The following is a 25,838-nucleotide window of genomic DNA, read 5'->3' as shown; positions in this document are numbered from 1 at the left end:
CGATGAACGAAACCATTCTCATCACCGGCGCCAACCGGGGGCTCGGCCTGGCCCTGGCCGGCGAATTCGCCCGGCATGGCTGGCAGGTGCTCGCCTGCTGCCGCAATCCGCGCAGCGCCCCGGCCCTGGAGAAACTGGCCGCCAGCCACCCCGACCAGGTGGAGGTCCTCCCCCTCGAGGTCACCGACCCCGACCAGGTGGCGGCCCTGGCCGAAGGGTTGGCCGGGCGCGCCATCGACATCCTGTTCAACAATGCCGGCATCTTCGGCCCCAAGCCCCAGGGTTTCGGCCCTATCGACGAGCAGGGCTGGCTCGAGACCTTCCGGGTCAACACCATCGCCCCGCTGCAACTGAGCGTCGCCCTGGTCGACCAGGTGGCCCGCAGCCGCCGCAAGATCATCGCCATCATGGGGAGCCTGCTCGGCAGCATCGGCGAAAACCAGTCGTCCGGCAGCTACGCCTACCGCTCGTCCAAGGCGGCGGTGCACATGGTGGCGAAAAACCTCTCCGTCGACCTGCGCGACAGGGGCATCAGCGCCGTGGCCATGCACCCCGGCTGGGTTCACACCGAGCTTGGCGGCGCCGAGGCGCCGCTCTCCCCCGAGCTCAGCGCCGCGGGGATGTTCAAGGTACTCACCAGCCTGAGCCTGGCCGACAGCGGCAAGCTCTGGACCTACGACGGCAAGGTGCTCCCCTGGTGATCGCCCGCCAGCCACGTCGCCCCAAAGCCCGCCCCTCCCGGCGGGCTTTTTTCATCCGCCCGACACCTCCCAGCAGGGCCCCCAGGAAGAAAAACCGCCTGTCCCCGGGGATGAATTCCCGGCGGAGCCTGCTATAAATTAACCATCATCGACCAGGGGGCGAGCATGCGCATATTCGACAAGAACTACATCAACGGTCACTGGCAGCCCTCGGTAGGGGGAAGGTTCATCGACGTCCTCAACCCGGCCACCGAACAGGTCATCGGCCGGGTGCCGGCCAGCACCGCCGAGGACGCCGACAGCGCAGTGCAGGCGGCCCGCGCCGCATTCGACGGGTGGGCGGCCACCCCGGTCGAGGCACGCGCCACCTGCCTGCAGAAAATTCACCAGGGGCTGGTCAGTCGCAGCGAGGAGATCGCCGAGACCATCACCGCCGAGGTCGGCATGCCGCTGAAGCTCTCCCGGCGCATCCAGGCCGGCCTGCCCGCCGCGGTCATGGAGAGCTACGCCGCCCTGGTGCGCGACTACCCCTTCGAGGAGCGGATCGGCAACTCTCTGGTGGTGCGCGAGGCGCTCGGCGTGGTGGCCTGCATCACCCCCTGGAACTACCCCCTGCACCAGATCGTCGCCAAGCTGGCCCCGGCCCTGGCCGCCGGCTGCACGGTGGTACTCAAACCGAGCGAGGTGGCCCCGCTCAACGCCTTCATCCTTGCCGAGATCGTCGCGCAGGCCGGGCTGCCCCCCGGGGTGGTCAACCTGGTCAGCGGTCTCGGTCCGGTGGTGGGCGAGGAGCTGGCCGCCCACCCGCAGGTGGACATGATCTCCTTTACCGGCTCGACCCGGGCCGGCAAACGGGTCGCGGAGCTGGCCGCGCACTCGGTGAAGCGGGTCGCCCTCGAGCTGGGGGGCAAATCGGCAGCGGTTATCCTCGCGGACGCCGACCTGCCGGCGGCGGTCAAGGGGACGGTGAACGCCTGTTTTCTCAACTCCGGGCAGACCTGCAGCGCCCACACCCGCATGCTGGTCCCGGAAAGTCTCTACAAGGAGGCGGCCCGCCTCGCCGTGGAGATCGCCGGGGGATTCACCGTCGGCGACCCCGCCGGCGACCGGGCCAAACTGGGGCCGCTGGTCTCCGAAATCCAACGCCAGCGGGTGCGCGACTACATCCGCAAGGGGATCGAGGAGGGGGCCGAACTGCTGCTCGGCGGAGCCGAGGCCCCGCCGGGAATGAACAAGGGTTATTTCGTGCAGCCGACGGTGTTCGGCCGGGTCGCCCCCAAGTCGACCATCGCCCAGCAGGAAATCTTCGGTCCGGTGCTCTCGATCCTCGTCTACCGCGACGAGGAGGAGGCGGTGCGCATCGCCAACGATTCGCCCTACGGGCTGGCGGGCGCGGTCTGGTCAGCGGATGCCGGGCGGGCCCAGCGCGTCGCCCGGAGAATCCGCGCCGGCCAGATCGACATCAACGGCGGACGCTTCAACCTGCTGGCCCCCTTCGGCGGCTACAAACAGTCCGGGCACGGCCGGGAGTTCGGAAAATTCGGTCTGGAGGAGTTTCTGGAGATCAAATCGCTGCAGTTGTGAGACGGTCGAGAAAGGGCAAAGGTCTGGGGAGTCATCGGTCGCCCCGTCCCTGGACGCTCACCAGCTCCATCACCGTCTCGACCTTGCCTTTGCGCTTCTGTTCGGCCCGCACCGGCAGATAGCCCAGGGCCGGGGCGTACCAGACCCGGGAGACCCGGATCGAGCCAGGACGGGTGCTTTCGTAGGAAACCGTCGCGAAGTCACCCGTTTTGGTTTTGAGGCTTGCGGAACCGGCGGGGGTGTAGCTGTAATGCTTGATCTCGTCGCCGTCGATCATGGGGAAGGTGCCGGGGACCTCACCGCGCAGCAGGGTGGTCATGACGGCGATCTGAATCGAAAGCCGATCCTGCAGCCCGGGCTCGACGGGAAGCGCGACCGGCTTTTCCTTTACTTCGCCGGAGACCTTCTGCTCCGCCCAACCGAAGGCCAGATGGCCGTCCTTCTCGCTGCCTTTCTTGCCGTCCTCCAGAACCCAGGACAGCGGCCTCACCCCCTGCCCATCGATGTGCATCCTGCTGCGCTCGAAGGCTGCGGCGCTTACCAGCAGTCGGGCGGGCAGACTGGGCTCGGCGCGGGTTTCGAAGACCAACACCCCCGCCTCCGGCGAACGCAGTTCGAAATGAAGCAGCCCCACATTGAAGCCCCGATAGGAGACCGCATAGGTGGCATGATAGGGGGTCGGCACCACGGGTTCGGCGGCCGCCGCGGGCAACGCAGCGACGACGATGAGAAGGGCAAGCAGCAGACGGAGCAAGACCCACCTCCAAGTCGATTTCCCTGGCGGGATCAGGGCCATAGAGCTATTTTAACCCAGGCAGGGGCGGCTCTGCAGACGAAACGGGAAAATTTGCACAGCGGGGAAACCGCGAAAGGGACGAAAACGCATGAGGCAGATCAGAAGAAAAGACCGGGAGATGCCGGCCAGCGAGGCCGAGGCGCTGCTTGTCCGGGGCGAATACGGGATCCTCTCGACCGTGGACGCCCACGGCCAGCCCTACGCCGTACCGCTGAGCTTTGCCTACCGGGACAAGCGCATCTATTTCCACTGCGCTCTGGAGGGACACAAGATCGAGAATCTGGAAAACAATCCCAGGGTCTGCTTCTGCGTGGTCGGCCAAACCCGGGTACTGGCCGAGCAGTTCGCTACCGAGTATGAGAGCGCGCTGGCCTTCGGGCTGGCCACCGAAGCCCGGGGGCAGGAGCGGCGGGAGGCCTTGCTGTGGCTGCTGGAGAAATATTCTCCGGGCTTTATCGAGGAGGGTGAGCACTATATCGAGAAGCTGGACAAGGCCACCAAGGTCATCAGGATCGATGTCCAGCAGATCAGCGGGAAGGCTAGGCGCTAGATTTAGAGGATTTGCGGAGTTATTGAAAAAGCCAAAACCGGCGGGTAGCACCTGCGGCCGATCTGCCATCCTGAGCCGGTCCGTCTTCGTGGTCCGGGGAGCGCCCCCATTGTCAAAGGGGGCGCGGGGGAGATGGGGCAGTGAGGCTTTTCTGCCTTTTCCTAGCAGCGCCGGTGTTTGCAACAGCCCCGTAGACCGATTGCGAACCTCTTAGGCGGAAAAGAGGGGCAGGCGAAGACGCGCCGGGAGTCAGTTGCTCAAACGGTCCCAGTCGCACCGCCTCTATGCGACCCCCATGCCAGCGCAGCGAACGTCCTTTCTTGGTTACTTCTTTGGACGCAGCAAAGAAGTAACCCGGCTGCCGGCCGGGACCGGCGGTTTTAAGCCATTAAAGATTCTGAGATTTTCAGCCTTTCAGACAACAAAGCTCACCCCTCATTTCCCCTCCCCTTCAGCCTCCGCCCTGCACTTCTCCACCGACTCGCGCAGCCAGGCGATCTCCTCGGGGAGAAACTGCTTGGAGTACTCGGTACCGACGTTGAGCGCCCAGTGCAGCGGCGGCGCCGACATCTCGGCGATGACGTGCCCCGGGACCTCGACAAAGCTCACCTCGCCCCCGGCCCAAGCCTGCAGCCGTTCCTCGGTATCGAAGAGCATCATGTAGTCGTCACCGTCAGATTCAAGGATCAGCGGCATCACCTGGTTTTCCTCAGCCGCTGCAGGCGCCCCTTCACTTTCGGTGTCCTCGAAGGTGGGAATAAAAAAATTGCTATTGAGCACCAGGTCGTAATACTGGGACTGGTTTTGGGGGTCGCGTCGGTCCTGCTGGAGGATTTCCAGGGCCTGGTCGAGCTCGGTCATGGCTTGCCTTTCGGATGATGGTCGGGGTGAAACCCACTCGGATTCACGGATAAAGGCCACTGTAACAGGCCGCCCCTCCCAAACTCAACCCTCAATGTCCATCCGCACTAGCGCAAAAACCGCTCCACCTTGGCGCGCAGCTCCTTGAGACTGAAGGGCTTGGCCAGGTAATCGTCGACCCCGGCGGCGAAGGCCTGCTCCCGGTCGATCTGCTGGACCTTGGCGGTCAGGGCGATGATCGGCACCTGGCGGGTGGCGGCATCCTGCTTCAGCGTGCGGGCCACGGCGTAGCCGTCGAGCCCCTCGGGGAGCATGATATCGAGCAGGATCAGGTCCGGCTTCTCCGCCCGAACCAGGTCGATGGCCCGTTCGCCGCTGTCGGCGTGCAGGACCTGGCACTGCTCGGAGCGCAGGGTGGCCTCCACCAGTTCGCGGATGGTCAATTGGTCGTCAACAACGAGGATCTTTTTCACGGATTCTCCCTTTCGAGACTCGCCCCCTGGGCCGCCCGCGACGCTTGCGCCGCCATTCCCAGGGGGATGCAGACGCTGACGGTGGTCCCCCGCCCTTCCTCACTCTCCACCTCGATGGACCCGCCATGGGCCTCGACGATGTGCCGGGCGATGGTCATCCCCAGGCCGAGCCCCTCGGTATCCTGGCTGGAGCGCTCGCCCCGGTAGAATTTTTCAAATACCCGCCGCCGCTCCGCCGGTGGCATCCCCCGCCCCTGGTCGCTGATCCGGATCCGGCACCCCTCGGGCTCCACCTGCGCCGCCACCCTCACCGACCCGCCGCCGGGGGAGTACCTGACGGCGTTGCCGAGCAGGTTATGCAGCACCTGCTCGATGCGCTCCCCGTCCAGAAGCAGCTCGGCGGCCTGTTCGCCGACCTGCAGCTCGAAGCGGTGCGCGGGATTCTTCTCCTGGAAATAGTCGACCATCCTCCGCAGCAGCGCGGCCAGGTCGGTGGGGGCCAGATCGAGCCCCAGCTCCCCGCCCGACTCGAGCAGGGCGATGTCCAGGCGGTCCTTGACGATCCGCGCCAGGCTCTGCGCCTCCTGGTGAATGTAGGCGAGAAACCGGTTGCGCTCGTCGCTGTCGATCGGCTTGCGCGCCAGCAGCAGCTCGCTGAAGCCGAGGATGGAGGCCAGCGGGCCGCGCAGGTCGCGGGCCGAAGTGGCGATGAAGTCGGTTTTCATCCGCTCCAGCTCGTGCTCGCGGGTGACATCGAGCAGGATGGCGATCATCCCGCTCACCTCGCCGGCCTGGTCCTGGATCACCGAGGTGCGGGCCTGAAGATGGCGCGGTTGCCGCGGGTCGGGGCCGGGCAACTGCAGCTCGAGGCTGGCCCCGCCCTGGCGCCGGGCGAGCAGGGGGGCGAGGCGCTCGGCCACCTGCGGTTGATGGACCACCTGCTCCAGCGGTTGCCCCTGCGCAAGTTGCTGCTTGACCCCGAGCAGTTCTTCGGCCGCCTGGTTGACCAGCACCACCCGGCTGTCCCGATCCGTGACCAGCAGCCCCTCGGCCACCGATCCGACGATCCCCCTGACTTTGTCCCGGGCCTGTTCGGCCTCCTGCAGGGCCTGGCGAAGCTCCTGCTCGGCCCGCTTGCGCAGGGTGATGTCGCTGCAGATGCCGAGCAGGCCGATCACCTCGCCCGCCTCGTCCAGCAGCGGCACGCGGCTGGTCAGGTAGGTGGCGGGCTGACCGTCGGCCAGCAGCAGGGTCTCCTCCAACTCGAGCAGCGGCTTGCGGCTGTCGAGGACCTGGCGGTCGCGCAACCGGGTCAGCTCGGCGTCCTTGCCGCGCCAGGCCAACTCTTCGTCGGTTTTGCCGACGATATTCTCCGGGCGGCCGACCCCGGCCACGCTGGCGAAGCGCTGGTTGCAGCCGAGGTAGGCGGAATCCCGGCCCTTCCAGAAGACGTACAGAGGGATGTTGGAGATGATGTTGGCCAGCAGCTTGCCCCGCCGATCCAGCTCCCGGGCGGTGCCGCGGCGCATCTCGTCCTCGCGGCGCAGTGCCCCCAGGTAGTGGTTGACCAGCCAGGCCAGCAGCCCCGCCGAGGCGAGAACGAAAAACCACCCCTTGAGGGTCTGCGCCCGGGTGAGCAGGTCCGGGTCCCGGATCAGGGCGAGTAGAATCCGGTCCGAGACCAGAATCCACCCCCCGGCCAGCAGCGTATAGATGGCGGCTGCCTTGAGGGCCGCCCGCAGGGTTCTGGCGTTCCGCTCGTTCATGGCCTGTTACCCTTTGCCCGGCATCGGCTTGTCCCCGGTGTCGCCTTAGCGCCCGGGGGCGGTCAGCGCCGACCGGACCTGCCGCGGCCGGAACCGGCGAGGGGAGGCTGCAGGGCCTCCTGCTCCGGAGCCAGGGGCAGGACGAAGCTGACCCGGGTTCCCCGCCCCGGTTCGCTGCTCACCTGGATGCTGCCGCCGTGGGCCTCGACGATGTTCTTGACGATGCTCATCCCCAGCCCCAACCCGCCGCTGGCGGTGGTGGAAGCATCGACCCGGTAGAAGCGGTCGAAGATCCGCTCCAGCTGCTCGGGAGTCATGCCAATCCCCTGGTCCTCGACGGCAAGCTCGAAACCCGCCTCGGTGGCCCGGCCCGACACTCTGACCAGCCCCCCGGCGGGGGAGTACTTGACGGCGTTGGAGAGAATGTTCTCCAACACCTCCACGATCTTCCCCCGATCGGCCAGCAGCGTGCGCGGGAGCGGCTCCAGGGCGATCTCGAAGCGGTGTTTGGGCGTCTGGGTCCGGCAGCAGGTGAGGACCTGCTCCACCATCTCCCCGGGATCGCAGGGAGCCATTTCCAGGGCCAAACCCTGCCCCGACTCGATCCGCGAGATGTCGAGCAGCTCGTTGACGATGCGTCCCAGCCCCAGGGACTGCTTGAGGATGTAATGGAGGAATTTTTTCTGTTCCTCCCGGTCCAAGTCGTCGCGGGTGGTGAGCAGTTCGGAAAACCCCTGGATCGAGGTCAGCGGGGTGCGCAGCTCGTGGGCGGCGGTGGAGATGAACTCGGTCTTCATTCGGTCCAGCTCCCATTCGCGGGTCAGGTCGGTGAGGATGACGATGGTCCCCATGGCGCGGCCGGCCCGATCGAGAATGGTCGAGGTCTTGGCCCGCAGGTAGCGGATATGCCGACCCTCGATGAGCTCGAACTCGAACTGGCGCCCCCCCTTTTTGGCTGGCGGGGCGGCGCGCAGCTTCTCCAGCAGGGGGCTGCCGGCGAAGGCCTGCTCGACGGGGAGGTTCAGTACCTTGCCAGAGGCGATCCCCAGCATCTGCTCGGCGGCGCGGTTCATCATCACCAGGCGCTCCTCGTTGTCGGTGACGAACAGGCCGTCGGCCACCGAGCGCAGGATGGCGCGCAGCAGCTTTTCGCTCTCGCGCAGCTGCTCTTCGGCCCGGCGACGGTTCTGGCGCACCTTGGCCTCACGCATTTCGCGCTCCACCGCCGGCACCAGCCGCGCCAAGTTGTCCTTCATGATGTAGTCGTGAGCCCCGGCCTTCATGGCCGCCACCGCCGTCTCCTCGCCGATGGTCCCCGAAACCAGGATGAAGGGAAGATCCAGGCCCGCCTCCCGGACCATCCCCAGGGCCTCGAGGCCGCTGAAGCGGGGCATGCGGTAGTCGGCCAGGACCAGGTCCCAGGGTTCGTCGGCCAGCAGCTGGCGCAGCTGGGACGGCGCGTCGACCCGCCGCACCGTCGCTTCCAGCCCGCCGCGCTTGAGCTCGCGGGAAATCAACAGGGCATCGTTTTCGGAGTCCTCGACCATCAGGACCCGGATGTTTTTTTTCATGACGTCTCTATCTCCACGAGGGCTCGGATCTCCCCCGGTTTGTCCCCTGACAGGGTGCGGACCTATAAGGGCGGCGGCTCGTTGAGCACCAGCCAGTACAGCCCCAGCTGGTTGATGGCCTCGGAGAACTGCAAAAAGTCCACCGGCTTGCGGATGTAGCTGTTGGCGCCGAGCTTGTAGCTCTCGATCAGGTCGCGCTCCTCGCTGGAGGTGGTGAGCACCACCACCGGCAGGTAGCGGGTGCGCTGGTCGGCGCGCAGCCGGCGCAGCACCTCCAGGCCGTCCAGCTTGGGCAGCTTCAGGTCGAGCAGCACCAGCTGGGGCTGCTCCCGGGTGTCCCGCTCGGCAAAGCGCCCCTCGCCGAACAGGTACTCGATGGCTTCGGCGCCGTCCTGGGCGGTAACCACCTCGTTGGCGATCTTGCTCTTTTTCAGGGCGCGCAGGGTCAGCGCCACGTCGTCGGGGTTGTCCTCAACCAGCAGGATCATTTTCTTCTCCATAGGCTCCTCGCTGCGCTGCGGGCTCGGCGGGGGGGCCGCCGAGGGTAAAATAGACGGTCGCCCCCTGCTCCACCTGGCCTTCGGCCCAGACCCTGCCGCCATGGCGGTGGATGATGCGCTGCACGGTGGCCAGGCCGATCCCCGTCCCCTCGAATTCGCTTTTCGAATGCAGACGCTGGAAGGCGCCGAAGAGCTTGTCGGCATAGGCCATGTCGAAGCCGGCGCCGTCGTCGCGGACGAAGTAGGCCGGCTCCTCGCCGGCCTCCTTCCGGCCGAAATGGATGCGGGCGCGGGGATGGCGCGAGGTGTATTTCCAGGCGTTGCCGAGCAGGTTTTCCAGCACGATGCGCAGCAGCTGGGTGTCGCCGTAGCCCTCCAGCCCCGGGTCGATCACCAGTTCGACCTGCCGCCGCGGCTCGCGTTCGCGCAGCTCCGCGCTCACCGAGTGTGCCAGGGCGCTCAGGTCGACCCGCTCGTGGACCAGCCGGGCCCGGGTCATGCGCGAGAGCCGCAACAGATCGTCGATGAGCCGCCCCATCTGCTGGCTGGCGGCGCGCAGCCGCTGCAGGTAGTTGGCCCCTTCGGCGTCGAGCTTGTCGGCGTAGTCCTCGAGCACCGCCTGGCTGAAGCCGTCGATACTGCGCAGCGGGGTGCGCAGGTCGTGGGACACCGAGTAGGTGAAGGCCTCCAGCTCCTGGTTGATCAGCTCCAGTTCCTGGGTGCGCTTTTTGACCCGCTGCTCGAGTTCGGCATTGAGCTGCCGGATCTCCTCCTCGCGGCGCTTGCGCTCGGTGATGTCCTGGATGATGCCGCAGAAAAAGATGCGCCCCTCCACCTCGACCTTGCTGACCGCCAGGTAGATGGGGAAGACCGTGCCGTCCTTGCGCTTACCGAAGACCTCGCGGCCGATGCCGATGATCTTGGCCACGCCGGTCTCCAGGTAATTGCGGAGGTATTGGTTGTGTCCGCTGTGGTAGGGCTCGGGCATCAGGGTGTTGACGTTCCTGCCCAGGATCTCGGCGGCGGCGTAGCCGAAAATCCGCTCAGCCGCCGGGTTGACCCTGAGGACGGTGGCCGAGGTATCGATGATGATGATCCCATCGACCACGTTGTCCATGATGGCCCGCAGGTATTTTTCGTTTTGCAGCTCGAGCCCGGACGGCTTGTCGGCCGGCCGCCCGGGTTCGGCAGCATCGTGCTTCTCGACCCTGTTCATGGCGCTCCACCGGATGAGCTGGCAGCTCTTGCTTCACACCTGAGATTCTACCTCATTTTACAAAATGGGGGGGGGACGCGGGGAAAGGCGTGGGGGCGGCGCAAGCCGCCGCCCCCGCGGCCAGGAGTTTTTTCAGCCTCGGCGAGGGCCTTTCAGCGCAGGCACTGGAAAAGCCCCATGCACCACAGGCAGCTGCCGCAGGGCTCCTGGTTGATGTGGCAGTCCTGCTCGAAGGCGTCGGTCTGCACGTAGTCGCAGGGGGCCAGGCTGCAGCTGGAGCAGAAGGGGTAGTCGTAGCCCAGCACGCTCTGGCGAAAGGCGCGGAACTCTTTGGAATTCCATATATCCAGGATCCCCTGCCGGGCCAGGGTGCCGAATACCCGCGGCTGCACCTGCTGGGTCCAGCCGCTGGCGAAGCAGTTGTAGCGGTGCCAGAGAAAATAGCAGGGATGCACCTCCCCCTGCCAGGAGACGAAGGCGCTGCCGTCCTCGACGAAGTCACAGCGGCGCTCGGCCTTGAGCACCGCCTCGGGCAGGCGCAGCTCGATACCGCACTGCTCGGCGACCCGGCGGGCTTCGGCGAACACCTCCTCGAGCTGCTCCAGCCAGGCGAAGTCGAGGTCGAGGAGTTTTTTCAGATCGAGGGAGAGCCCGCGTTGGGCCGCCTCGGTCTTCATCTGCTCGACGAACTGGATGACCTGCCGCTCGTCGGGCTCCTTGGCGTACTTCCACAGCACCTGGAAGTAGCGGTGCAGGTCGACCCCCGCCGCCTCGGCCCGGCCGCGCCAGCGGCGGAAGATCTCGATCTCCTGGTCGCTGCAGCTCGCGTAGGCCGCTTCGGCGGCGTGGCGCTCGTCGTAGGGGAGCACATGGGTCACCAGGGCGAAGCTCGCCCCCCGGCCGGCGGCCCAGCGCAGGGCCAGGGGCAGCTCGCGCAGGTTGCGCCGCATCAGCACGAACTCCACGCCGACCTGCAGCTCGGCCCGGCCGGTGGCGGCCTTGGCCGCATCGAGCGCTGCCAGGGCCCGCTCCACCGCGCCGACTTCGCCCCCTTCGCGGAGCTCGCGGAAGATCTCCGGGGAGACCGCGTCGATGGAGATGCAGATGCGGTCGAGCCCCGCCTCGGCCAGCGAACGGGCCCGGCGCGCGTCGAGCAGCAGGCCGTTGGACTGGAACCCGATCCAGCTGCCGGCGGACATGCGCGCCCTGGCCCGGCGGATGAACGATTCAAGGTGGGGGTTGAGCAGCGGCTCGCCGATGCCGTTGAGCACCAGCGCTTCGAGGTGGGGAAAGGCCGGCTCGAGGGCTTCGAACAGCCCCGGCTCGAGATCCCCCTCGGCGATGCAGCACTCCCCGGACTGCTTGACGCACATGAAGCAGCCGAGGTTGCAGCGGGTGGTGGTTTCCACGACCAGCTTGCTGGGGTATTCGCGCAGGGCGGGCACGACCGGGGGGCATTGCGGGCTTGCGGCGGCGTTTGTCGACATGGCTCTGGCCTCTCCTGATTGAAGGCTCCAATGGAGCATCGAGTATAGAGCGCGATTATTATTCCCGGCCTTGACCGGAGTCAAAAAGCCCCGAAAAATCCGCATAACGTATACAGCTTCCGGCAAATCCCGGGAAAGGCGGAAAACTTCCCGGGCCCCGGGTTGACATCCTGGGCCGGGGTGCTTATCTTCTTTGCCGGTGCGAAGAAATCCCATCCCCACAGGAGGTAAATAGATCCATGACGTCGAACAAGCACGCCTTCAAGGCCGAGGTCAACAAGATCCTCGACCTGATGATCCACTCGCTGTATTCCCACAAGGAAATCTTCCTGCGCGAACTGATCTCCAACGCCTCGGACGCCATCGACAAGGCCCGCTACGAGTCGCTCACCGACCAGTCCCTGGCCGAAGGGGGTGAGGAGTGGAAGATCCAGCTGATCGCCGATAAAGAGGCCGGCACCCTGACCGTGCGCGACAACGGCATCGGCCTGAGCCGCGACGAGGCGGTCGAGGCCCTGGGCACCATCGCCCACTCGGGGACCAAGGAGTTCATGAAGCTGCTCGAGAGCCGCGAGGTCAAGGACAACCCCGAACTGATCGGCCAGTTCGGCGTTGGCTTCTACTCGGCCTTCATGGTCGCCGACCAGGTCACCGTGGTCAGCCGCCGCGCCGGCGCCGACGCCAAGCACGCCATCGTCTGGCAGTCCGACGCCGACGGCACCTACACCATCGACGACACCGAAAAGGCGACCAAGGGCACGGACGTCATCCTCACCCTCAAGGAGGACGCCAAGCAGTTTCTCGAGGAGTGGGAGCTGCGCAAGGTGGTCAAGCAGTACTCGGATTTCATCGAGTACCCGGTGGTGATGGACGTCACCCGCTCCAAGCCCGACCCCGAGGATAAGGAAAAATCCATCGAGGAGACCGTCGAGGAGACCCTCAACTCGCGCAAGGCGATCTGGCTCAAGGACAAGTCGGAGATCAGCACCGAGGAGTACAACGAGTTCTACAAGCACGTCTCCCACGACTTCACCGACCCGGCCCGGGTGATCCATTACCGCGCCGAGGGGACGGTCGAGTTCTCGGCGCTGCTCTACATCCCCAGCAAGCGCCCCTTCGACATCTTCTACCAAGACTACAAGGTCGGCCCGACCCTCTACGTGCGCCGGGTGCAGATCATGGACCACTGCGAGGCGATGCTCCCCAGCTACCTGCGTTTCGTCAAAGGGGTGGTGGAATCGGCCGACCTGCCGCTCAACGTCAGCCGCGAGATCCTCCAGGACAACCGCACCGTTTCGGTGATCAAGAAGAACCTCACCAAGAAGGTGCTCGAAACCCTGGCCGAGATGAAGAAGGAGGACGCCGAGGCCTACGGCAATTTCTACGAGCAGTTCGGCCGCGTGCTCAAGGAAGGCATCCATCACGATTTCGAGCGCCGCGAGACCATCGCCGAGTTGCTGCTGTTTGAGTCGACCAAGACCGAGCCCGGCAAGAAGACCACCCTCGCCGAGTACCTCGAGCGCATGCCCGCCGACCAGAAGGAGATCTACTACATCACCGGCACCGACCGCGCCAGCGCCGAGGCCTCGCCCTACCTCGAGGTGTTCAAGGAGAAGGGGATCGAGGTGCTGATCATGACTGATGATTTCGACGACATCATCATCTCGGGCCTGGGCACCTACAAGGAGAAGGAGTTCCAGTCGGCGATCAAGGGCGATCTCGATCTCGACAAGCAGGACAAGGAAGAGAAGAAGAAGGAGTTCGGCGACCTGCTCGAACTGATGAAGGAGGAGCTCAAGGACCTGGTCGCCGAGGTGCGCATCTCGGGCCGCCTGAAGGACTCGGCGGTCTGCCTGGTGGCCGGCGAGCACGACCTCGACCCGAAGATGGTCAAGATGTTCCAGGCCATGGGCCAGGAGGTCCCCAAGGGACAGCGCGTGCTGGAGATCAACCCCGACCACGAGCTGATCGCCCGCATGAAGCAGCTCTTCGCCGCCGACCGCTCAAGCGCCCAGCTCAAGCAGTACACCGGCCTGCTCTACGACCAGGCCCTGCTGCTCGAAGGGGACAAGCCCCGCGACCCGGTGGCCTTCGCCAAGGCCCTCTCAAAGTTGATGGCCGAAGGCGTGAGCGTCGCCTGAACCATCCAGCGAAGGTGATGCGGCAAAGCAAGCGGGCCGAGGGATTTCCCCTCGGCCCGTTTTTGCTGCCTGCTTGAACGCGACCCCCGCCTCCCCTTCCTCCTCAGGAAGGGGCCGCCCAGTTAACGCCCCCGCTCCTCCAGGGAGAGAGCCGCCCAGCCAACTCTCCCTCTCCCTCAGGGAGAGGGCCGGGGTGAGGGTGGTTGGCCCCCCTCGGCAAAATACCGCCGCACCACCTCGGTGTGCAGGGGGAAACCAAGCTCCACCGGCCCCTCGATCCGCACCACCTCCCGGGTCTCGGCGCAGCGGAAGGGACGCAGGGCCAGCTCGGGAAGCGCTTCGGCCAGGCCGAAGATCACCAGGGTCCCGTCGAGACCGTTCATGACCTCGTAGAGGCGCAGCGGAGCGGCGCCGAGGTCGATGCCGGTCTCTTCGCGCAGCTCCCGCTTCCCGCCCTCCTGCCAGGATTCCCCGATCTCGAGGTACCCCCCGGGCAGGGTGAGGGTTCCCTTGCTCGGCTCGATGTCCCGGCGGATCGCCACCAGCCCCGTGCCGACCGGCACCAGCACGACCACCACCGGCAGGGGATTGAGGTAGCTGATGTTGCCGCAGGCCCGGCATTGCCTGGGCCAGGGGGCAGCGGGGGCGAAGGCCGCCCCGCAGAAGGAACAGTGACTGTTTCTCTCTCCCATTGCGTTCCTCTCGGCGCGGTGCCCCGGGTCCGGCGGGCCCCGGGTCCGGGCCTGCGAAAATGATTAAGCTCGCCTGGCGGGTCAGCGCCAGGGGCGAAGCAACTGGCGCACCGGGTGCAGGCCGTGATAGTCTGCGGCGGTCGGTCGGATGGCGAATAACGGGGAGAGTTCGATGCTGAGTGGATTGCAGGGTGCCGGCGACTGGTACATCCTGGCCCTGCTGGCCTGGTTGCTGATGGGGACCCAGCGCTTTTTCTACAAGGTTTCCGCCGCGCGGGGCTGCAACTCGGCCTGGACCACCTTCGCCTTCATGGCGACGGTGACCCTGCTGAGCGCGGCCCTGTTCTTCTCCACCGGCGAAAACCCCGGCGAACCGGGACTGCTGGTTCTCATCGCCCTGCTCAACAGCCTGGCCTTTCTGGCCGGGACGATTTCCCACATCGAGGCCCTCAAACACCTCCCCGCGGGGGTCGTCTATCCCCTGACCCGCCTGAGCCTGGTGGTGGTAGTGCTGTTTTCGGTGCTGTTCTTCCAGGATCGGCTCTCCCCCTGGCAGGGGCTCGGCATCACCCTGGCCCTGGCGGTGGTCCTCCTGTTGACCCGCCAGCCGGGCGCCGGAAGCGGCCCGGCTACGGCCTCACGGCGCGGCCTGGCCCTGGTCCTGGTGGCCATTCTGGCCGGTGCGGCGGCCTCGATCTCCAGCAAGTTCGCCGCCCTGCACACCGGCAAGCTCGCCTTCATGGCCGTTTCCTATTGCGCCTCGACCCTGTTTTCCCTGGGCCTGACCGGCCGCCTGCAGCCGACCGAGGCCGGCGGCAGGCACCGCGAGGCGCTGCTGATCGGCTTGGCCATGGGGGTGCTCAATTTCGCCGGCTACTACGCCTTTCTCCGGGCCCTCGAGCTGGGCCCCCTGTCGGTCATCGCCGCGCTGACCAGCATGCACTTCGTCATCGCCATCGCCCTGTCGGTGGCGGTCTATCGTGAACGGCTCACCCGCACCCGGCTGCTCGGCATCCTGCTGACCCTGGCCTCGGTGCTGCTGATGCGGCTATAGTTCGTCTCAGACCAGCCGCACCGGCGCAAAGCCGCCCCCCGGGGTGCGCAGGTTGGTGACCTGCCCCTGGTAGAGGCGGGCCGCCACCCCGAGCACCCGGTCGCGGTAGACATAGAGCCGGAAATCGGTCTTCATCTCGCCGCCGGGCCCGGCGTCGGTCAGCGACGGGAGGACCAGGCGCTGCACCAGGGTGTCGGCCGGGTCGAGTTCCTCGAAGCGGGCCCGGGAGATCTTGCGCCCCAACAGCACCCCGCGGCTGCCGAAGCGGGAGACCGGCTTGAACACCCAGTCCTTGCGCCCCGCCCACACCTGCCCGGCATCCAGGTTGGCCAGCAACCGGCTGCAGGGGACCGTCTCGGCCAGCAGTTCGAGGACCCGGGCACCGAGCCCCAGGGGCGCCAGCGCCTCGGGATCGGACCAGAGGATCATGCGGCGCTTGTCGGCAAGCAGCCCATAGCTGAAGGGGTTGGGGGTCAGGCAGACCTGCCGGGCCAGGTAGGCGGCGCGGATCCCGGCCATCTCGGGGCGCTCCAGGTAGAAATCGCAATGGCGGTTGTAGATCAGATCGACCCGCCGCCCCAGGTGGGAAACCCCGTCCGCTCCGACGACCAGCTCGGCGGGATCGACCACCGAGGCTCGCGCCCCCCAACCTTCGAACAGGTTGGCGAAGGCCTGCATCTCGGGGTAGAGGAACTGTTCCCGGGGTTTTTCATCGACAATGGCGATGTGTTCCGGCAGCCAGCGGCCACCGCCGCTGAAGCCGCGCATCTCGTCGGCAAAGGAGTGCAGCAACTGCTGCCTGAGCCGCCGTGGCAACTCGCCGGCCACCGGGGCGTCGGGCCGGTAGGCAAGAAAGGCGAACATGCCGCCGCCGGCGTTGGTGTTGACCTCGATCAGCCGCGGACCCTGCTCGCTCAGGTGAAAATCGTACCCCATCATGACCGAATCGTGGCCGGGGTCGAAGCGGGCGGTTTCCGGCACCTCGGGCAGAACCATGGCCCGGTAGCCGGGCAGCCGGCTCAGCCGGTGGAGATCGCGGACCAGCCGGATCATCCGGGCCAGATCGGTGCGGGCGAGGGACACATTCAGTGAGCTGACGATATCTTGACCAGTGGGCATCCAAGTCTCCGAAGGGGAAAGTGGCATTCATCATGCCACAACTGCCGGGTAAAACAAACCACCCCGTCCAAGCAAGGTCGAGGCCCTGCCCGAGGGAATTTCAGCCATCATTCGTTTGACAGAATTTCATTTTCAAGGATAATTAGCTGTATACGTAAACACTATTTCAGTATGTAGAATCAAAGGAGGAGTATCGCATGCCGCAGGAATTCAACCTTGACCAGGCCCTCAAGCACGCCATCCAGACCGAGAAGGACGTCATGGACTTCTACAAGAAGGCCGCCGAGATCACCAAGAACGAGCGGGCAAAAAAGGTGTTCACCACGCTTTCCAACGAAGAGCGCGAGCACGCCAGCCATTTCTTCCACCTCTACAAGGGGGGGGAGCTTGGTACCTTCGAGCAGTTCATGGCCAGCCCGCCCCAGAAGGATTCGGCCATGCTGGCGGAACTGAGAAAATCTCTCGACAGCGCCACCAACGAGCGCAAGGCAATGGAAATCGCCCTGAAAGAGGAAGAGGACCTGGAGAAAAACCTGCGCATGACCGCCTCGCACATCGTCGATCCTGCCGTCCGCTCGGTCTTCGAGCGCATGGCCAAGGAAACCCGCGATCATTACGAGATCATCGAATCCGAGTACGCCCACCTGATGGGCATGGTGCATGAGACGGACATCGACACCTATGTCAGGGAGTAACCACATGTTTCGCCGCACAGCCCAGCTGCTGGCCGTGGCTCTGCTGGCCTTCGTCACCCCGGGGCTGGCCCTGGTCGAGAACCTCGGCGCGCTGACCCCCAAAATCAACAGCGAAGCCCAGCTGATCATCGACAGTCGCTGCACCGTGTGCCACACCCGGGAGCGGATCGACCAGGCCATCGAGATGCGCCGCGACATGCAGGAGATTCAGCAGCGCATGCTCGAGCAGGGGGCGGTTCTTTCCGAACGGGACAAAAGCGTACTGGGGACCTTCTGGGGCTCGCCCCTCAAGGAACCCTCCGGGGGAAAAGCGAACCAGTAACCCCCGTCCTCAACCTGAAAAACCGCGGCCGGATGCCCCATCCGGCCGCGGTTTTTTTTGCCCGAAGGAGCAGCCTGGAGATTTGACAAAACAACGTTCTGGGAAATAATGGTCTTACCGGTTGAGTCCGTCGCTGTGCCCTCATTTCCCCCAGGAGGACGCCCATGCCCCAGGAATACAAGGTTCAGGAAGCCATCAGGCAGGCGATCGTCGCCAAGAAAAATCTTCTCGATTTCTATCGCCAGGCTGCGGAGCTGATCCGCAACCCCAAGGGCAGGGAGGTATTTCTCCGCCTCAGCGAAGAGGTCCTGGAAAATACCCGGCGTTTTTTCCCCTACTACCGGGGCAACGACCTGGGGAGTTTCGAGCAGTTCATGAACGCCCCTCCGGCCAAGGATTCGGCCATGCTCGCCGAGCTGCGCAAGGCCCTTGACGTGAATATGCACGAGCGCAGGGCGCGGGAAATCGCCCTGGCCGAGGAACAGGACCTGGAGCGGAATTTCCGCATGACCGCCGCCCGTATCGTCGATCCCGCCGCCCGCGCCGTATTCGAAAAGGTGGCAGAGGAAACCCGCAACCACTACCTGATCATCGAATCCGAATATTCGCGAACCATGGCCATGGTCCACGAAACGGACATGGATATCTACGTCCGCGAATAGCCGTGGCGCGACCCGGCCAGGTCGGCCCACCAGCCGGCAGCACTTCCGCGCCCAAGGAATTTTAAATTTCTAATTTACGGTTACCAACCTGCCTTTTTTATGCTAGGATGCCGACGATTTTGTCGATTGCATTGCATAGCGAGGCAGGAGGGAACCGGTGCGCAGCATCAAGGATTGGCCGGAGGAGGAACGTCCCCGGGAGAAGCTCATCCAGCGCGGGGCCGAGGCGCTGACCGACGCCGAACTGCTGGCGCTGGTGCTGCGCACCGGCGACGGTTCGGGCAAGACCAGCGCCCTCGACCTGGCCAGGTCGCTGCTGGGGCGCTTCGGCAGCCTGCGCCACCTGGCCCAGGCCACCACCGCCGAGCTTTGCCAGAGCCGGGGGATCGGGCCGGCCAAGGCGGCCGAGCTGCAGGCGGTGTTTCAACTGGCCCGGCGCTTCAGCGACCAGAAGCTGCGGCCCGGCGACCGTTTCACCTCGTCCACCGAGGTGTTTCGGCACTACCACGAACAGCTGCGCGACCGCAAGAAGGAGGTCTTTCTCAGCCTGCTGCTCGACAGCAAGAACCGCATCATCCGCGAGGTCCAGGTTTCCGAGGGGAGCCTGACCGCCAGCATCGTCCACCCCCGCGAGGTCTTCACCCCCATCATCCGCGAATCGGCCGCCGCCGTACTCTTCGTGCACAATCACCCCTCCGGGGATCCGAACCCCAGCCGGGAGGATATCGAGATCACCACCCGGCTGCGGGAGGTCGGCGAGCTGGTGGGTGTGCGGGTGCTCGACCACATCATCATCGGCAGTGAAAGGTACGTCAGCTTCGCCGACCGGGGCCTGATGGGCTGAGGGAGCAGGGCTGCCACCGGTACCCCCGCAGGTTCAAATCACCGGCGACGGTTGACAAAATCACATTTTAATCATATCGTTAAACATGTTTTAGCTTTATTCATGAATTCGGCCCCACGGCAGCCGCCTCGCTCCATGGCCCCGCCGGGGGGAAATGATCAATAAATCGGTTGGGGGGGAACCGCCATGCAGCATCCTCACCGCGATCAGGCGGGCTTTACGTTATTGGAATTCCTGGTGGCGATCACCATTTTTTCCATCGGCCTGCTGGCCATCGCCGGCCTGCAGATCACTTCGATACAGCACAACGCCCGGGCCAACACCCAGTCCTCCACCACCGCCCTGGCCCGCGGCATTCTCGAGAACATCCTCTCCCGAGCCGGCGACGACGCCCTGTTCGACGCCGACACCGATCCCGCCCAGCCCTGGGACTTCGACCCCGCCACCCTGGACCCCGACCCGACCACCACCGTGGAGGGCGGGGGGACCTATTCCGCCAGCTTCCGCATCCTGGCCGGCAACCCGGCCGCCGGCATGGCCCGGGTAGAGGTGACCGTCAACGGTCCCAACCGCCGCACCCTGACCCTGACCGGCTTCAAGAGGGCCATATGAGAGCGCCGCGCACCCTTCGCTGCAGCCGCGGCTTCACCCTGCTCGAGTTGCTGATGGCGGTGGCTCTGGTCGGGATCCTCTCCGCAATCGCTCTGCCCAATGCGCGAGCCTGGTTGGAGAATTACCAGCTTAAGACCCAGGCCCGAAACCTGCTGGCCCAGTTTCAACAGGCCCGCATGGCCGCTGTAAAGCAGAACTGCCGGGTTGCGATTGCCCTCACATCCGGGACCGGGCAGGAAGGCAAGTGTCTGGTATTTGTGGATGACGGTGGTGGCGGAAGTAATAACGTGTTGATTCACGACGCTGGGGAGAAAGTACTGGCGGATTTCGCCATGCCTGCCGGAATTCGTTTGGGGGGAGTGACATTCGGGAACCAAACCACCGGGTTCACCTCCAAGGGTACGGCGGCCGACAACGGCAGCGTAGAGCTGACCAATAGCCGAGGTGACGGCTACAAGCTGGTCCTTCACGGGGCGGGCCGGGCGCGTCTGGACAAAATTTAAGCGAGTATCGGATTTCGCATCTTCCTTGGGTGCAATGTGACCTCATGAGTCATTCCAGCTTTAGAAAAAATCCCCACCAAGGGGGCTTCACCCTCGCCGAGGTGCTGGTGGCCCTGGCAATCACCGGCATCGTCACCGGGGCGGTCTTCGGTCTCTATCTGGCAAACGCTCGAACCTATGAAGTTCAAAACCAGGTGATTGATCTGCAACAAAACCTGCGCAACGGGATCGATGTCCTTCGCCGAGAGTTGAAAATGGCCGGCTACGACCCCCAAGGGATCGGCGGTTACGGCATCGTTACCGCCGGCCCCGAAGAGATCCAGTTCACCCTCGATGAAAATGGCGATGGCGATGCCACCCATACGGTTAACAAGGACGATGGGACCACGGAAATCGTGGAAGACGTCAACGAATACCAGACTTTTTCGATCTATACCTCGGGGGGGAAGAAAGCCCTCGGCAGGAAATCGACCAGCAGCGGTTACAATTCCCCTTTGGCCGAAAATATCGAGGCACTTGGCTTCGCCTACGCCTTCGACGCCGATGGCGACGGAATGCTGGACAACGCGGCAGGGCGCATCTTCTGGGCCCTCCCCCGGGACGCCGGTGGCACCGACCACTGGTTTGATCTGGACACTAATGGCGACGGCGATATCGATGAAGATGACGGCACAAGTGGTACCATCACCGGGGTGGATACCGGGATTACCACCGATCTGGCGGATGTCCGCGCGGTTCGGGTCTGGCTTTTGGGGCGAACGGATCGTCCGGATCGGGAATTCCTGAACTCCCAGACGTACACCATCGGTCGCCAGATAAAGGTTTTCAACGACCACTACCGGCGACGGCTCCTCGCCACAACCGTGCAGTGCAGGAACTTGGGACTATGAGAGGGCGTTCCAAGATGGATGCGCGAGGGTTCTCCCTGGTGGAAATCCTGATCGGGATCACTATTTTCGCCATCGGCATTCTGGCGGTGGCAACCCTGCAGGTTTCTTCGATGAAGACCAACTCCAAAGCCAATCTCCTGACTCAAGGGAGCGTGCTGGCGCAGGGCAAAATGGAGGAACTGATCGCTTACCCTTTTGAACATGACGACCTGCAAGACCGAGATCTCGACGGCATGCAGGGCCTGGGAGACAGCGAATTTGACGACGACCCGGGTTCGCGGGGGGATGCCGATTACGGGCCCGATCCGGATCAGGGGCAGTTTCGGGTCTACTGGAATGTGGCCGAAGATCATCCCGCTGTTGCCGGTTCCCGCATCAAAACAATCCGGGTGGTTGTCCGCTGGCGCGAGCGGATGGAATGGAAAAGCACCTCCATCGACTATGTCCGAACCAATTGAGGAACGCATGATGAAGAAGGGGAAAACACCTCTGGGCAACGAGCGAGGTGCCATGCTGGTGATCGCCGTTCTGGTGCTGGCCCTGCTGACTGTCATCGGCATGGTCGCGACAACCACCAGCACCATTGAGTTGCAGATTGCCGCCAATGAGCGGAATCACCAAAAAGCCGTATATGCTGCAGAATCCGGCATTTCCCACATGGTCGCGCTTCTGCAAAGCCGCCTGGTTGAAGGAAACCAGGCCAACATTGCCAGTGGCAATCCGCCCAATTGGAATTTCGCCATCGACGGCTCCCACCCTGACCTGGCCAGCGGCTTCAGCCGGCAACTGGATGGGCATTTCAGCTATTTCACCCAAATCCGGGATAATGACGACGAATCCCCCAACAACCCCGTGGCCGATACGGATCGCCTGATTTTCATCCAGGCCGACGGTTTCGGGCCGGAGGGCGCTACCGCGCGAGTGGAGGTTCTGGTGGAAGCCGGGCTTACCGGCGGTAGTCTTTCCGGATACTCAGCTCAGGCTGGCGGCGGCTCGGGGAAAAACTCCGATGCCAATGACACCGAGGCGATCCAGGACACCAGCAGTCGGGATCTGGGGGATATCTGACAGTCCGCCAGCGGCAATCCAGGATAGACACCGGGAAAACCAAAATGATCAATCCGCCCGAGACGGCCTTGGGAGACAAATCCATGCTCCGGAAAAAATCTGTGCCCTCAGTTGGGACCCACAAGCGTAGCCTGTCGGCCCTTGTTGCTTTGCTTATTCTCATTCTGGGCGCCAACGGGCCGTCGGCCGCCGCCCCCCTTCCCGAGTGTGAATCCAACCGGTTGACAAACTACAGCGACGGATTCGCGGTGAATGATTTCGATTCGATCAGCGTTGGAGTGGATGGCCGCGGCCACCTGGAACTTGAAACGGGAAGAGCATCCATCGACCCTAACCAGATTGTCATCCCCTTTGAGCAAGAAGTCTGGGTCCGGTTTCTCCATGAAGACGCCGGCTACCGGTCGACCCTGGGTTGGGTATTGAAAACCGACGCGGTGGATGAAAACGGCGCCTTCCTTGGCTGGAACAGGATTCCCGCCATGAAAAAGCACCCGATTTTCAGAAACATCGCCGATGGCAGCAGAGGAGGCGACGGCGTTCTCGACCAGGTTGCGGCCCTGAATGAGTCCCAATTGAAAACCTTCGATGACGGTACGGGCCTGCCCTTTGTAGTCGATGCCGACGGTGCCGTAACGCCCAGGGATATGCGAAAATCCTTGGGTATCTTCCCCGCCGGGGCAGAGCTGGTGTTTTTTCTGGCCTCCGACCGCGATTACACAACCAATGAAAGTGATCGGGTCCTGTTCACTAAAAAAGAATGGAATCCTGATCGTTTCACCAGTTGCTCCACCTATCTGAGAAACTACGATCTGGGCGCACCCTCTGCGGGGGACTGCTCCACCACCAGCAAAGGGTGGCTGGATGCCAATGCCATTTCCCGGCTCAATTTAAACTTCGGCCTTAACCTGTCCGGCACCTATTCGCATTCCGTCACCGCCAACGCCCGATTCGATCACGTCATCGTCGGTGCACCCGACAACGACCCCAACCAGTGGATTCTAGGCTGGGAGGACATTCCGGGTGGCGGGGACATGGACTTCAACGACACCTCTTTTTTAATCGAACGTAAAACCGGCGGGTCGGTCAGGCTCAAACCGGAATTGGCCATCACCCCCGCTACGGACGGATCCTATTTTACCGGGGTCAGCTTTGAAGTTTATGACTATCTCCCCGGGGAAGGCTGCACCGGGGAGACCGACATCAAATATTCTGTATCCATCGACAACGGGGACAACTGGATAGATATCAGCCGCTGGGACCAGATTAACAGCTTCATTCCCGAGGCTGACGGCAGCAAAACCCTGGGCCCCGCCGTCATCGGCTGGGCCCCTGGAACCCCCGAATACAGTGTCCGCCGCGCCAGAATCGATTTTTCCGGCCTGGGACTCGTCGGTAGCGAGCTCACCTGGAAAGCCGAATTGACCAGCAACGACGAGGGCTGTGCACCGCGGATCCTCGATGTCAGCCTGGACGGCAGCGTCGCCAACCATACCACCATTTCCCGGGCAGCGCCGGTGGCCATGGCCAATCTCCTTTACAGTGGCAGCTTCGAAACGCCGCATCGGAGTTGGGTCGAAAAGACCCTGCGAGGCCACGTCCGGGCGGTACGCCGGTACGATCCGCTGCATCCAGCCACCACTTCCACCCAGAATCTGTGGGACGCCGGCGAGCGGTTGAATAACCTCAGCCCGGCCGACCGGACGATCTATACCCCGGCTACCACCGTAACCCGGATCATCAACGAATCCCTGGAACTGACCAAACCCGACGGTTCAAGCACCCGCACCGGCGATGGTGTGACCATGAGTTTTGGCGGCAGGCTGGCCCATGCGCCGGCGCTGGCGACCACAGTCGAGTTCAGCGCGGATGGGAAAAAACTCGTCGATATTCACAACGGCACCCTGGAAAGCGCCTGGGGGAGCGGCAGTATCAAGCGATTTACAGGCGAGTTCGAAATTGTTTTCGACCAGCCCCCTCCCGCCAATGTACCGATCACCGCCTCCTATACCTATTACCAGGCTTCCGGCCTTCGGCAGTTTACCCGGGCGAACCTGGATAATGCCGCACTGGCCATGGATGCCTCCCAGGCCGCAGGGCGTCATGTTTTCGATCTGGACGGAGACGGCGATTTCGATCAGGATGATGGAGACTGGCTGGTGGAATGGGTTCGCGGTTTCAAAAATGGAACCCATTCTCCACAGGTTCAGAAGGAGTGGAAACTCGGCCCCATCGATCATTCTTCCCCAGCCCTGCTCACCCCACCCGGCACCCCCCCCTGGTATTACGGTACCGATGTGACCAACGCCGAGCGAACCAGCTTCGATACCTTCATCAACGCCCACCAGCAGCGACCATCGGTCCTGTTTGTCGGCTCCCGGGACGGGATGCTTCACGCCTTCGACGCCGGCCAGTTTCGTTGGGGAGACAATCCTCTGACCCTATTCAAGGAAAACCGCGGTTTCTTCCTCTGGGAGAATGTGAACGGAATTAATCAGCCGGATTACGGCACTGGCGATGAACTGTGGGCTTTCATTCCGGCGAACTTGGTGGCGCGGCTCAAGAACAACCTGCTGGGCGCCCAGGACCAGGCCTATGTCGATGCCTCTCCTGCGCTGGCCGACGTTTTCATCGATGGGCAGTGGAAAAGCGTCCTGCTGTCTGCAGAGGGCAACGGCGGTGATACGATATTTTGCCTCGATGTCACCGATCCTCTCAACCCCACCCTGCTCTGGGAGTTTGCCGATCCGGAACTGTTCCGTAGCCGATCGTCCCCGTCAGTCGCTCAAATCGGTCGCATCCTGGACAGTGGCACGGCCCGCTGGGCGGCCTTTTTCGTCTCGGGGAAAACCTCCGCGATCGATCTGTATCCTTCAATTTACATCCTGGATGTGGCCGACGGCACCCTGATCCAGCGGATCTACCTCGATTCGGACCCCGCTGGCATCGGAGGTGTCCCCAGCGGCCAGCCCGCGGTGGTCGATTCGGATGGCAACGGTTACATCGATCGCCTCTACATCGGTACCGACAAGGGCCGGTTGTATAAGGTCAACCTGGCCGATAACCCTGTGCAGTTCCTGAGCAGCCCGGTAGATTGTGTCATCAACAGCGATTTCAGTGACAATGCCTCGGGAACGGAAATCCCCCTCGACCAGAGGTGGCATCCGATCTATGCCTCGCCCGCCGTGGTCACCGACAATGCGCTGTCGCCTTCGGGGGAGTTGGAGTACAACATCCGGATTTTCTTCGGTACCGGGGACAGCCCCTACGCCGATGAAGATATCAATACCGGGAATACCACCTATCATTTTTTCGCCTACAATGACAAAGCGGCTAAAGAAACTTGCGGTCCTGGCGATGTGGAATTGGACTGGTTTTACGCCCTTCCTGCGGGGCAAAGGGTTTTCGCCTCCGCCTTCGCCTCCGCCGGCCAGGTCTATTTCGGCACCGCCAGCTCGGAAACGGAAAACCCTTGCGATGGAACGAACGAAGGTCAGCTGTTGGCGTTCAAGACCAAGGGTTATGATGCGACAAGCCTGCCGACCCCCCTGTTCGCCAAACAGACCGGGGATATCACCACCTCTCCTTTGGTGGACGACGAGCACCTGTACGTAAGGACTCCGAGTGGAACTGTTCAGGTCGGTGGGGGAGGCTTCAACAACAGGACCAAGGTCGGTGGGCTCGGCAAAGCCACTACCAGGGCCTGGAAAGCAATTTCAGAGTAAGGGCACAAG

Annotated in this window: 24 protein-coding genes and 1 pseudogene; 15 read left to right on the top strand and 10 right to left on the bottom strand. The window is 63.8% G+C overall.

All coding sequences use genetic code 11. The features are described 5' to 3' along the window. Positions 1-2: 2 nt before the first annotated feature. Entirely contained in the window at positions 3-701 is a 699-nt protein-coding gene (locus tag DESUT3_RS02055; RefSeq protein WP_221250814.1) for an SDR family oxidoreductase, read from the top strand. 165 nt (positions 702-866) lie between these two features. Next, positions 867-2,285 carry an aldehyde dehydrogenase family protein gene (locus DESUT3_RS02050; protein WP_221250813.1) on the top strand — a complete coding sequence of 473 codons (1,419 nt, stop codon included), beginning with the start codon at positions 867-869 and terminating at the stop codon, positions 2,283-2,285. 31 nt (positions 2,286-2,316) lie between these two features. Here the strand turns inward: DESUT3_RS02050 and DESUT3_RS02045 are convergent, their stop codons facing one another. After that, complete coding sequence (locus DESUT3_RS02045; protein WP_221250812.1) at positions 2,317-3,039, bottom strand: DUF3108 domain-containing protein; 723 nt, start codon at positions 3,037-3,039, stop codon at positions 2,317-2,319. A 130-nt stretch (positions 3,040-3,169) separates the two neighbouring features. Between DESUT3_RS02045 and DESUT3_RS02040 the strand changes: the two genes are divergently transcribed. After that, entirely contained in the window at positions 3,170-3,631 is a 462-nt protein-coding gene (locus DESUT3_RS02040) for a pyridoxamine 5'-phosphate oxidase family protein (protein ID WP_221250811.1), read from the top strand. A gap of 435 nt (positions 3,632-4,066) precedes the next feature. Here DESUT3_RS02040 and DESUT3_RS02035 read toward each other — a convergent pair whose 3' ends face one another. The 7 genes from DESUT3_RS02035 to DESUT3_RS02005 all read right to left on the bottom strand — a co-directional run bounded on the left by DESUT3_RS02035 (position 4,067) and on the right by DESUT3_RS02005 (position 11,505). Next, positions 4,067-4,492 (bottom strand): SseB family protein, encoded by a 426-nt coding sequence (locus DESUT3_RS02035; RefSeq protein ID WP_221250810.1) that lies wholly within the window; start codon positions 4,490-4,492, stop codon positions 4,067-4,069. Positions 4,493-4,599: 107 nt separating this feature from the next. Further along, a complete protein-coding gene (locus tag DESUT3_RS02030; protein ID WP_221250809.1) occupies positions 4,600-4,965 on the bottom strand; it encodes a response regulator transcription factor in 366 nt (121 codons plus the stop codon). After that, positions 4,962-6,731, bottom strand: a complete 1,770-nt coding sequence (locus tag DESUT3_RS02025; protein ID WP_221250808.1) for a PAS domain-containing protein — start codon at positions 6,729-6,731, stop codon at positions 4,962-4,964. The genes DESUT3_RS02030 and DESUT3_RS02025 overlap by 4 nt, the downstream gene beginning before the upstream one ends. 62 nt (positions 6,732-6,793) lie before the next feature. After that, the gene (locus tag DESUT3_RS02020; RefSeq protein WP_221250807.1) at positions 6,794-8,302 is read right to left on the bottom strand and encodes an ATP-binding response regulator; all 1,509 of its coding nucleotides are present in this window, start codon (positions 8,300-8,302) and stop codon (positions 6,794-6,796) included. Between the two features lie 62 nt (positions 8,303-8,364). Continuing rightward, positions 8,365-8,790: a response regulator gene (locus DESUT3_RS02015; RefSeq protein ID WP_318835972.1), complete on the bottom strand. Its 426-nt coding sequence runs from the start codon at positions 8,788-8,790 to the stop codon at positions 8,365-8,367. After that, entirely contained in the window at positions 8,774-10,018 is a 1,245-nt protein-coding gene (locus tag DESUT3_RS02010; protein ID WP_221250805.1) for a sensor histidine kinase, read from the bottom strand. Before DESUT3_RS02010 ends, DESUT3_RS02015 begins: the two co-directional genes overlap by 17 nt. Before the next feature lie 152 nt (positions 10,019-10,170). Next, a complete protein-coding gene (locus DESUT3_RS02005; protein WP_221250804.1) occupies positions 10,171-11,505 on the bottom strand; it encodes a radical SAM/SPASM family putative metalloenzyme maturase in 1,335 nt (444 codons plus the stop codon). A gap of 239 nt (positions 11,506-11,744) precedes the next feature. Here DESUT3_RS02005 and htpG point away from each other — a divergent pair, with 239 nt between their 5' ends. Further along, positions 11,745-13,646 (top strand): molecular chaperone HtpG, encoded by a 1,902-nt coding sequence (htpG, locus tag DESUT3_RS02000; protein ID WP_221250803.1) that lies wholly within the window; start codon positions 11,745-11,747, stop codon positions 13,644-13,646. Between the two features lie 176 nt (positions 13,647-13,822). Here htpG and DESUT3_RS01995 read toward each other — a convergent pair whose 3' ends face one another. Beyond that, on the bottom strand, positions 13,823-14,338 hold the full coding sequence (locus DESUT3_RS01995; RefSeq protein ID WP_221250802.1) for an NUDIX domain-containing protein: 516 nt from the start codon (positions 14,336-14,338) through the stop codon (positions 13,823-13,825). Positions 14,339-14,510: 172 nt separating this feature from the next. Here DESUT3_RS01995 and DESUT3_RS01990 point away from each other — a divergent pair, with 172 nt between their 5' ends. Continuing rightward, positions 14,511-15,392, top strand: coding sequence for an EamA family transporter (locus DESUT3_RS01990; protein ID WP_221250801.1), 882 nt, complete (start codon positions 14,511-14,513; stop codon positions 15,390-15,392). Between the two features lie 6 nt (positions 15,393-15,398). On the opposite strand, the gene DESUT3_RS01985 is transcribed toward DESUT3_RS01990, so the two are convergent. Further along, positions 15,399-16,511 carry a hypothetical protein gene (locus DESUT3_RS01985; RefSeq protein WP_221250800.1) on the bottom strand — a complete coding sequence of 371 codons (1,113 nt, stop codon included), beginning with the start codon at positions 16,509-16,511 and terminating at the stop codon, positions 15,399-15,401. 188 nt (positions 16,512-16,699) lie between these two features. Between DESUT3_RS01985 and DESUT3_RS21285 the strand changes: the two are divergent. From DESUT3_RS21285 to DESUT3_RS01935, 10 genes and pseudogenes are all read left to right on the top strand, one after another. Beyond that, positions 16,700-17,206, top strand: a pseudogene (locus DESUT3_RS21285) (ferritin-like domain-containing protein); the annotation flags it as partial. Positions 17,207-17,210: 4 nt separating this feature from the next. Next, positions 17,211-17,528 carry a hypothetical protein gene (locus DESUT3_RS01975; protein WP_221250798.1) on the top strand — a complete coding sequence of 106 codons (318 nt, stop codon included), beginning with the start codon at positions 17,211-17,213 and terminating at the stop codon, positions 17,526-17,528. 164 nt (positions 17,529-17,692) lie between these two features. Continuing rightward, positions 17,693-18,190 carry a ferritin-like domain-containing protein gene (locus DESUT3_RS01970; RefSeq protein ID WP_221250797.1) on the top strand — a complete coding sequence of 166 codons (498 nt, stop codon included), beginning with the start codon at positions 17,693-17,695 and terminating at the stop codon, positions 18,188-18,190. Between the two features lie 157 nt (positions 18,191-18,347). After that, positions 18,348-19,034 (top strand): RadC family protein, encoded by a 687-nt coding sequence (gene radC, locus DESUT3_RS01965; RefSeq protein ID WP_221250796.1) that lies wholly within the window; start codon positions 18,348-18,350, stop codon positions 19,032-19,034. 186 nt (positions 19,035-19,220) lie between these two features. Continuing rightward, entirely contained in the window at positions 19,221-19,646 is a 426-nt protein-coding gene (locus tag DESUT3_RS01960) for a prepilin-type N-terminal cleavage/methylation domain-containing protein (RefSeq protein WP_221250795.1), read from the top strand. Further along, entirely contained in the window at positions 19,643-20,149 is a 507-nt protein-coding gene (locus DESUT3_RS01955) for a GspH/FimT family pseudopilin (RefSeq protein ID WP_221252438.1), read from the top strand. Before DESUT3_RS01960 ends, DESUT3_RS01955 begins: the two co-directional genes overlap by 4 nt. 44 nt (positions 20,150-20,193) lie before the next feature. Then, complete coding sequence (locus DESUT3_RS01950; RefSeq protein ID WP_221252437.1) at positions 20,194-21,039, top strand: PilW family protein; 846 nt, start codon at positions 20,194-20,196, stop codon at positions 21,037-21,039. Continuing rightward, positions 21,036-21,497 (top strand): type IV pilus modification PilV family protein, encoded by a 462-nt coding sequence (locus tag DESUT3_RS01945; protein WP_318835971.1) that lies wholly within the window; start codon positions 21,036-21,038, stop codon positions 21,495-21,497. Before DESUT3_RS01950 ends, DESUT3_RS01945 begins: the two co-directional genes overlap by 4 nt. A 7-nt stretch (positions 21,498-21,504) precedes the next feature. Then, on the top strand, positions 21,505-22,107 hold the full coding sequence (locus DESUT3_RS01940) for a pilus assembly PilX family protein (protein WP_221250793.1): 603 nt from the start codon (positions 21,505-21,507) through the stop codon (positions 22,105-22,107). Between the two features lie 44 nt (positions 22,108-22,151). Further along, a complete protein-coding gene (locus DESUT3_RS01935) occupies positions 22,152-25,829 on the top strand; it encodes a PilC/PilY family type IV pilus protein (RefSeq protein ID WP_221250792.1) in 3,678 nt (1,225 codons plus the stop codon). Positions 25,830-25,838 lie beyond the last annotated feature (9 nt).

Source organism: Desulfuromonas versatilis, from assembly GCF_019704135.1.
GTDB lineage: Bacteria > Desulfobacterota > Desulfuromonadia > Desulfuromonadales > NIT-T3 > Desulfuromonas_A > Desulfuromonas_A versatilis.
This window is presented reverse-complemented; position numbering and strand designations above follow the sequence as displayed.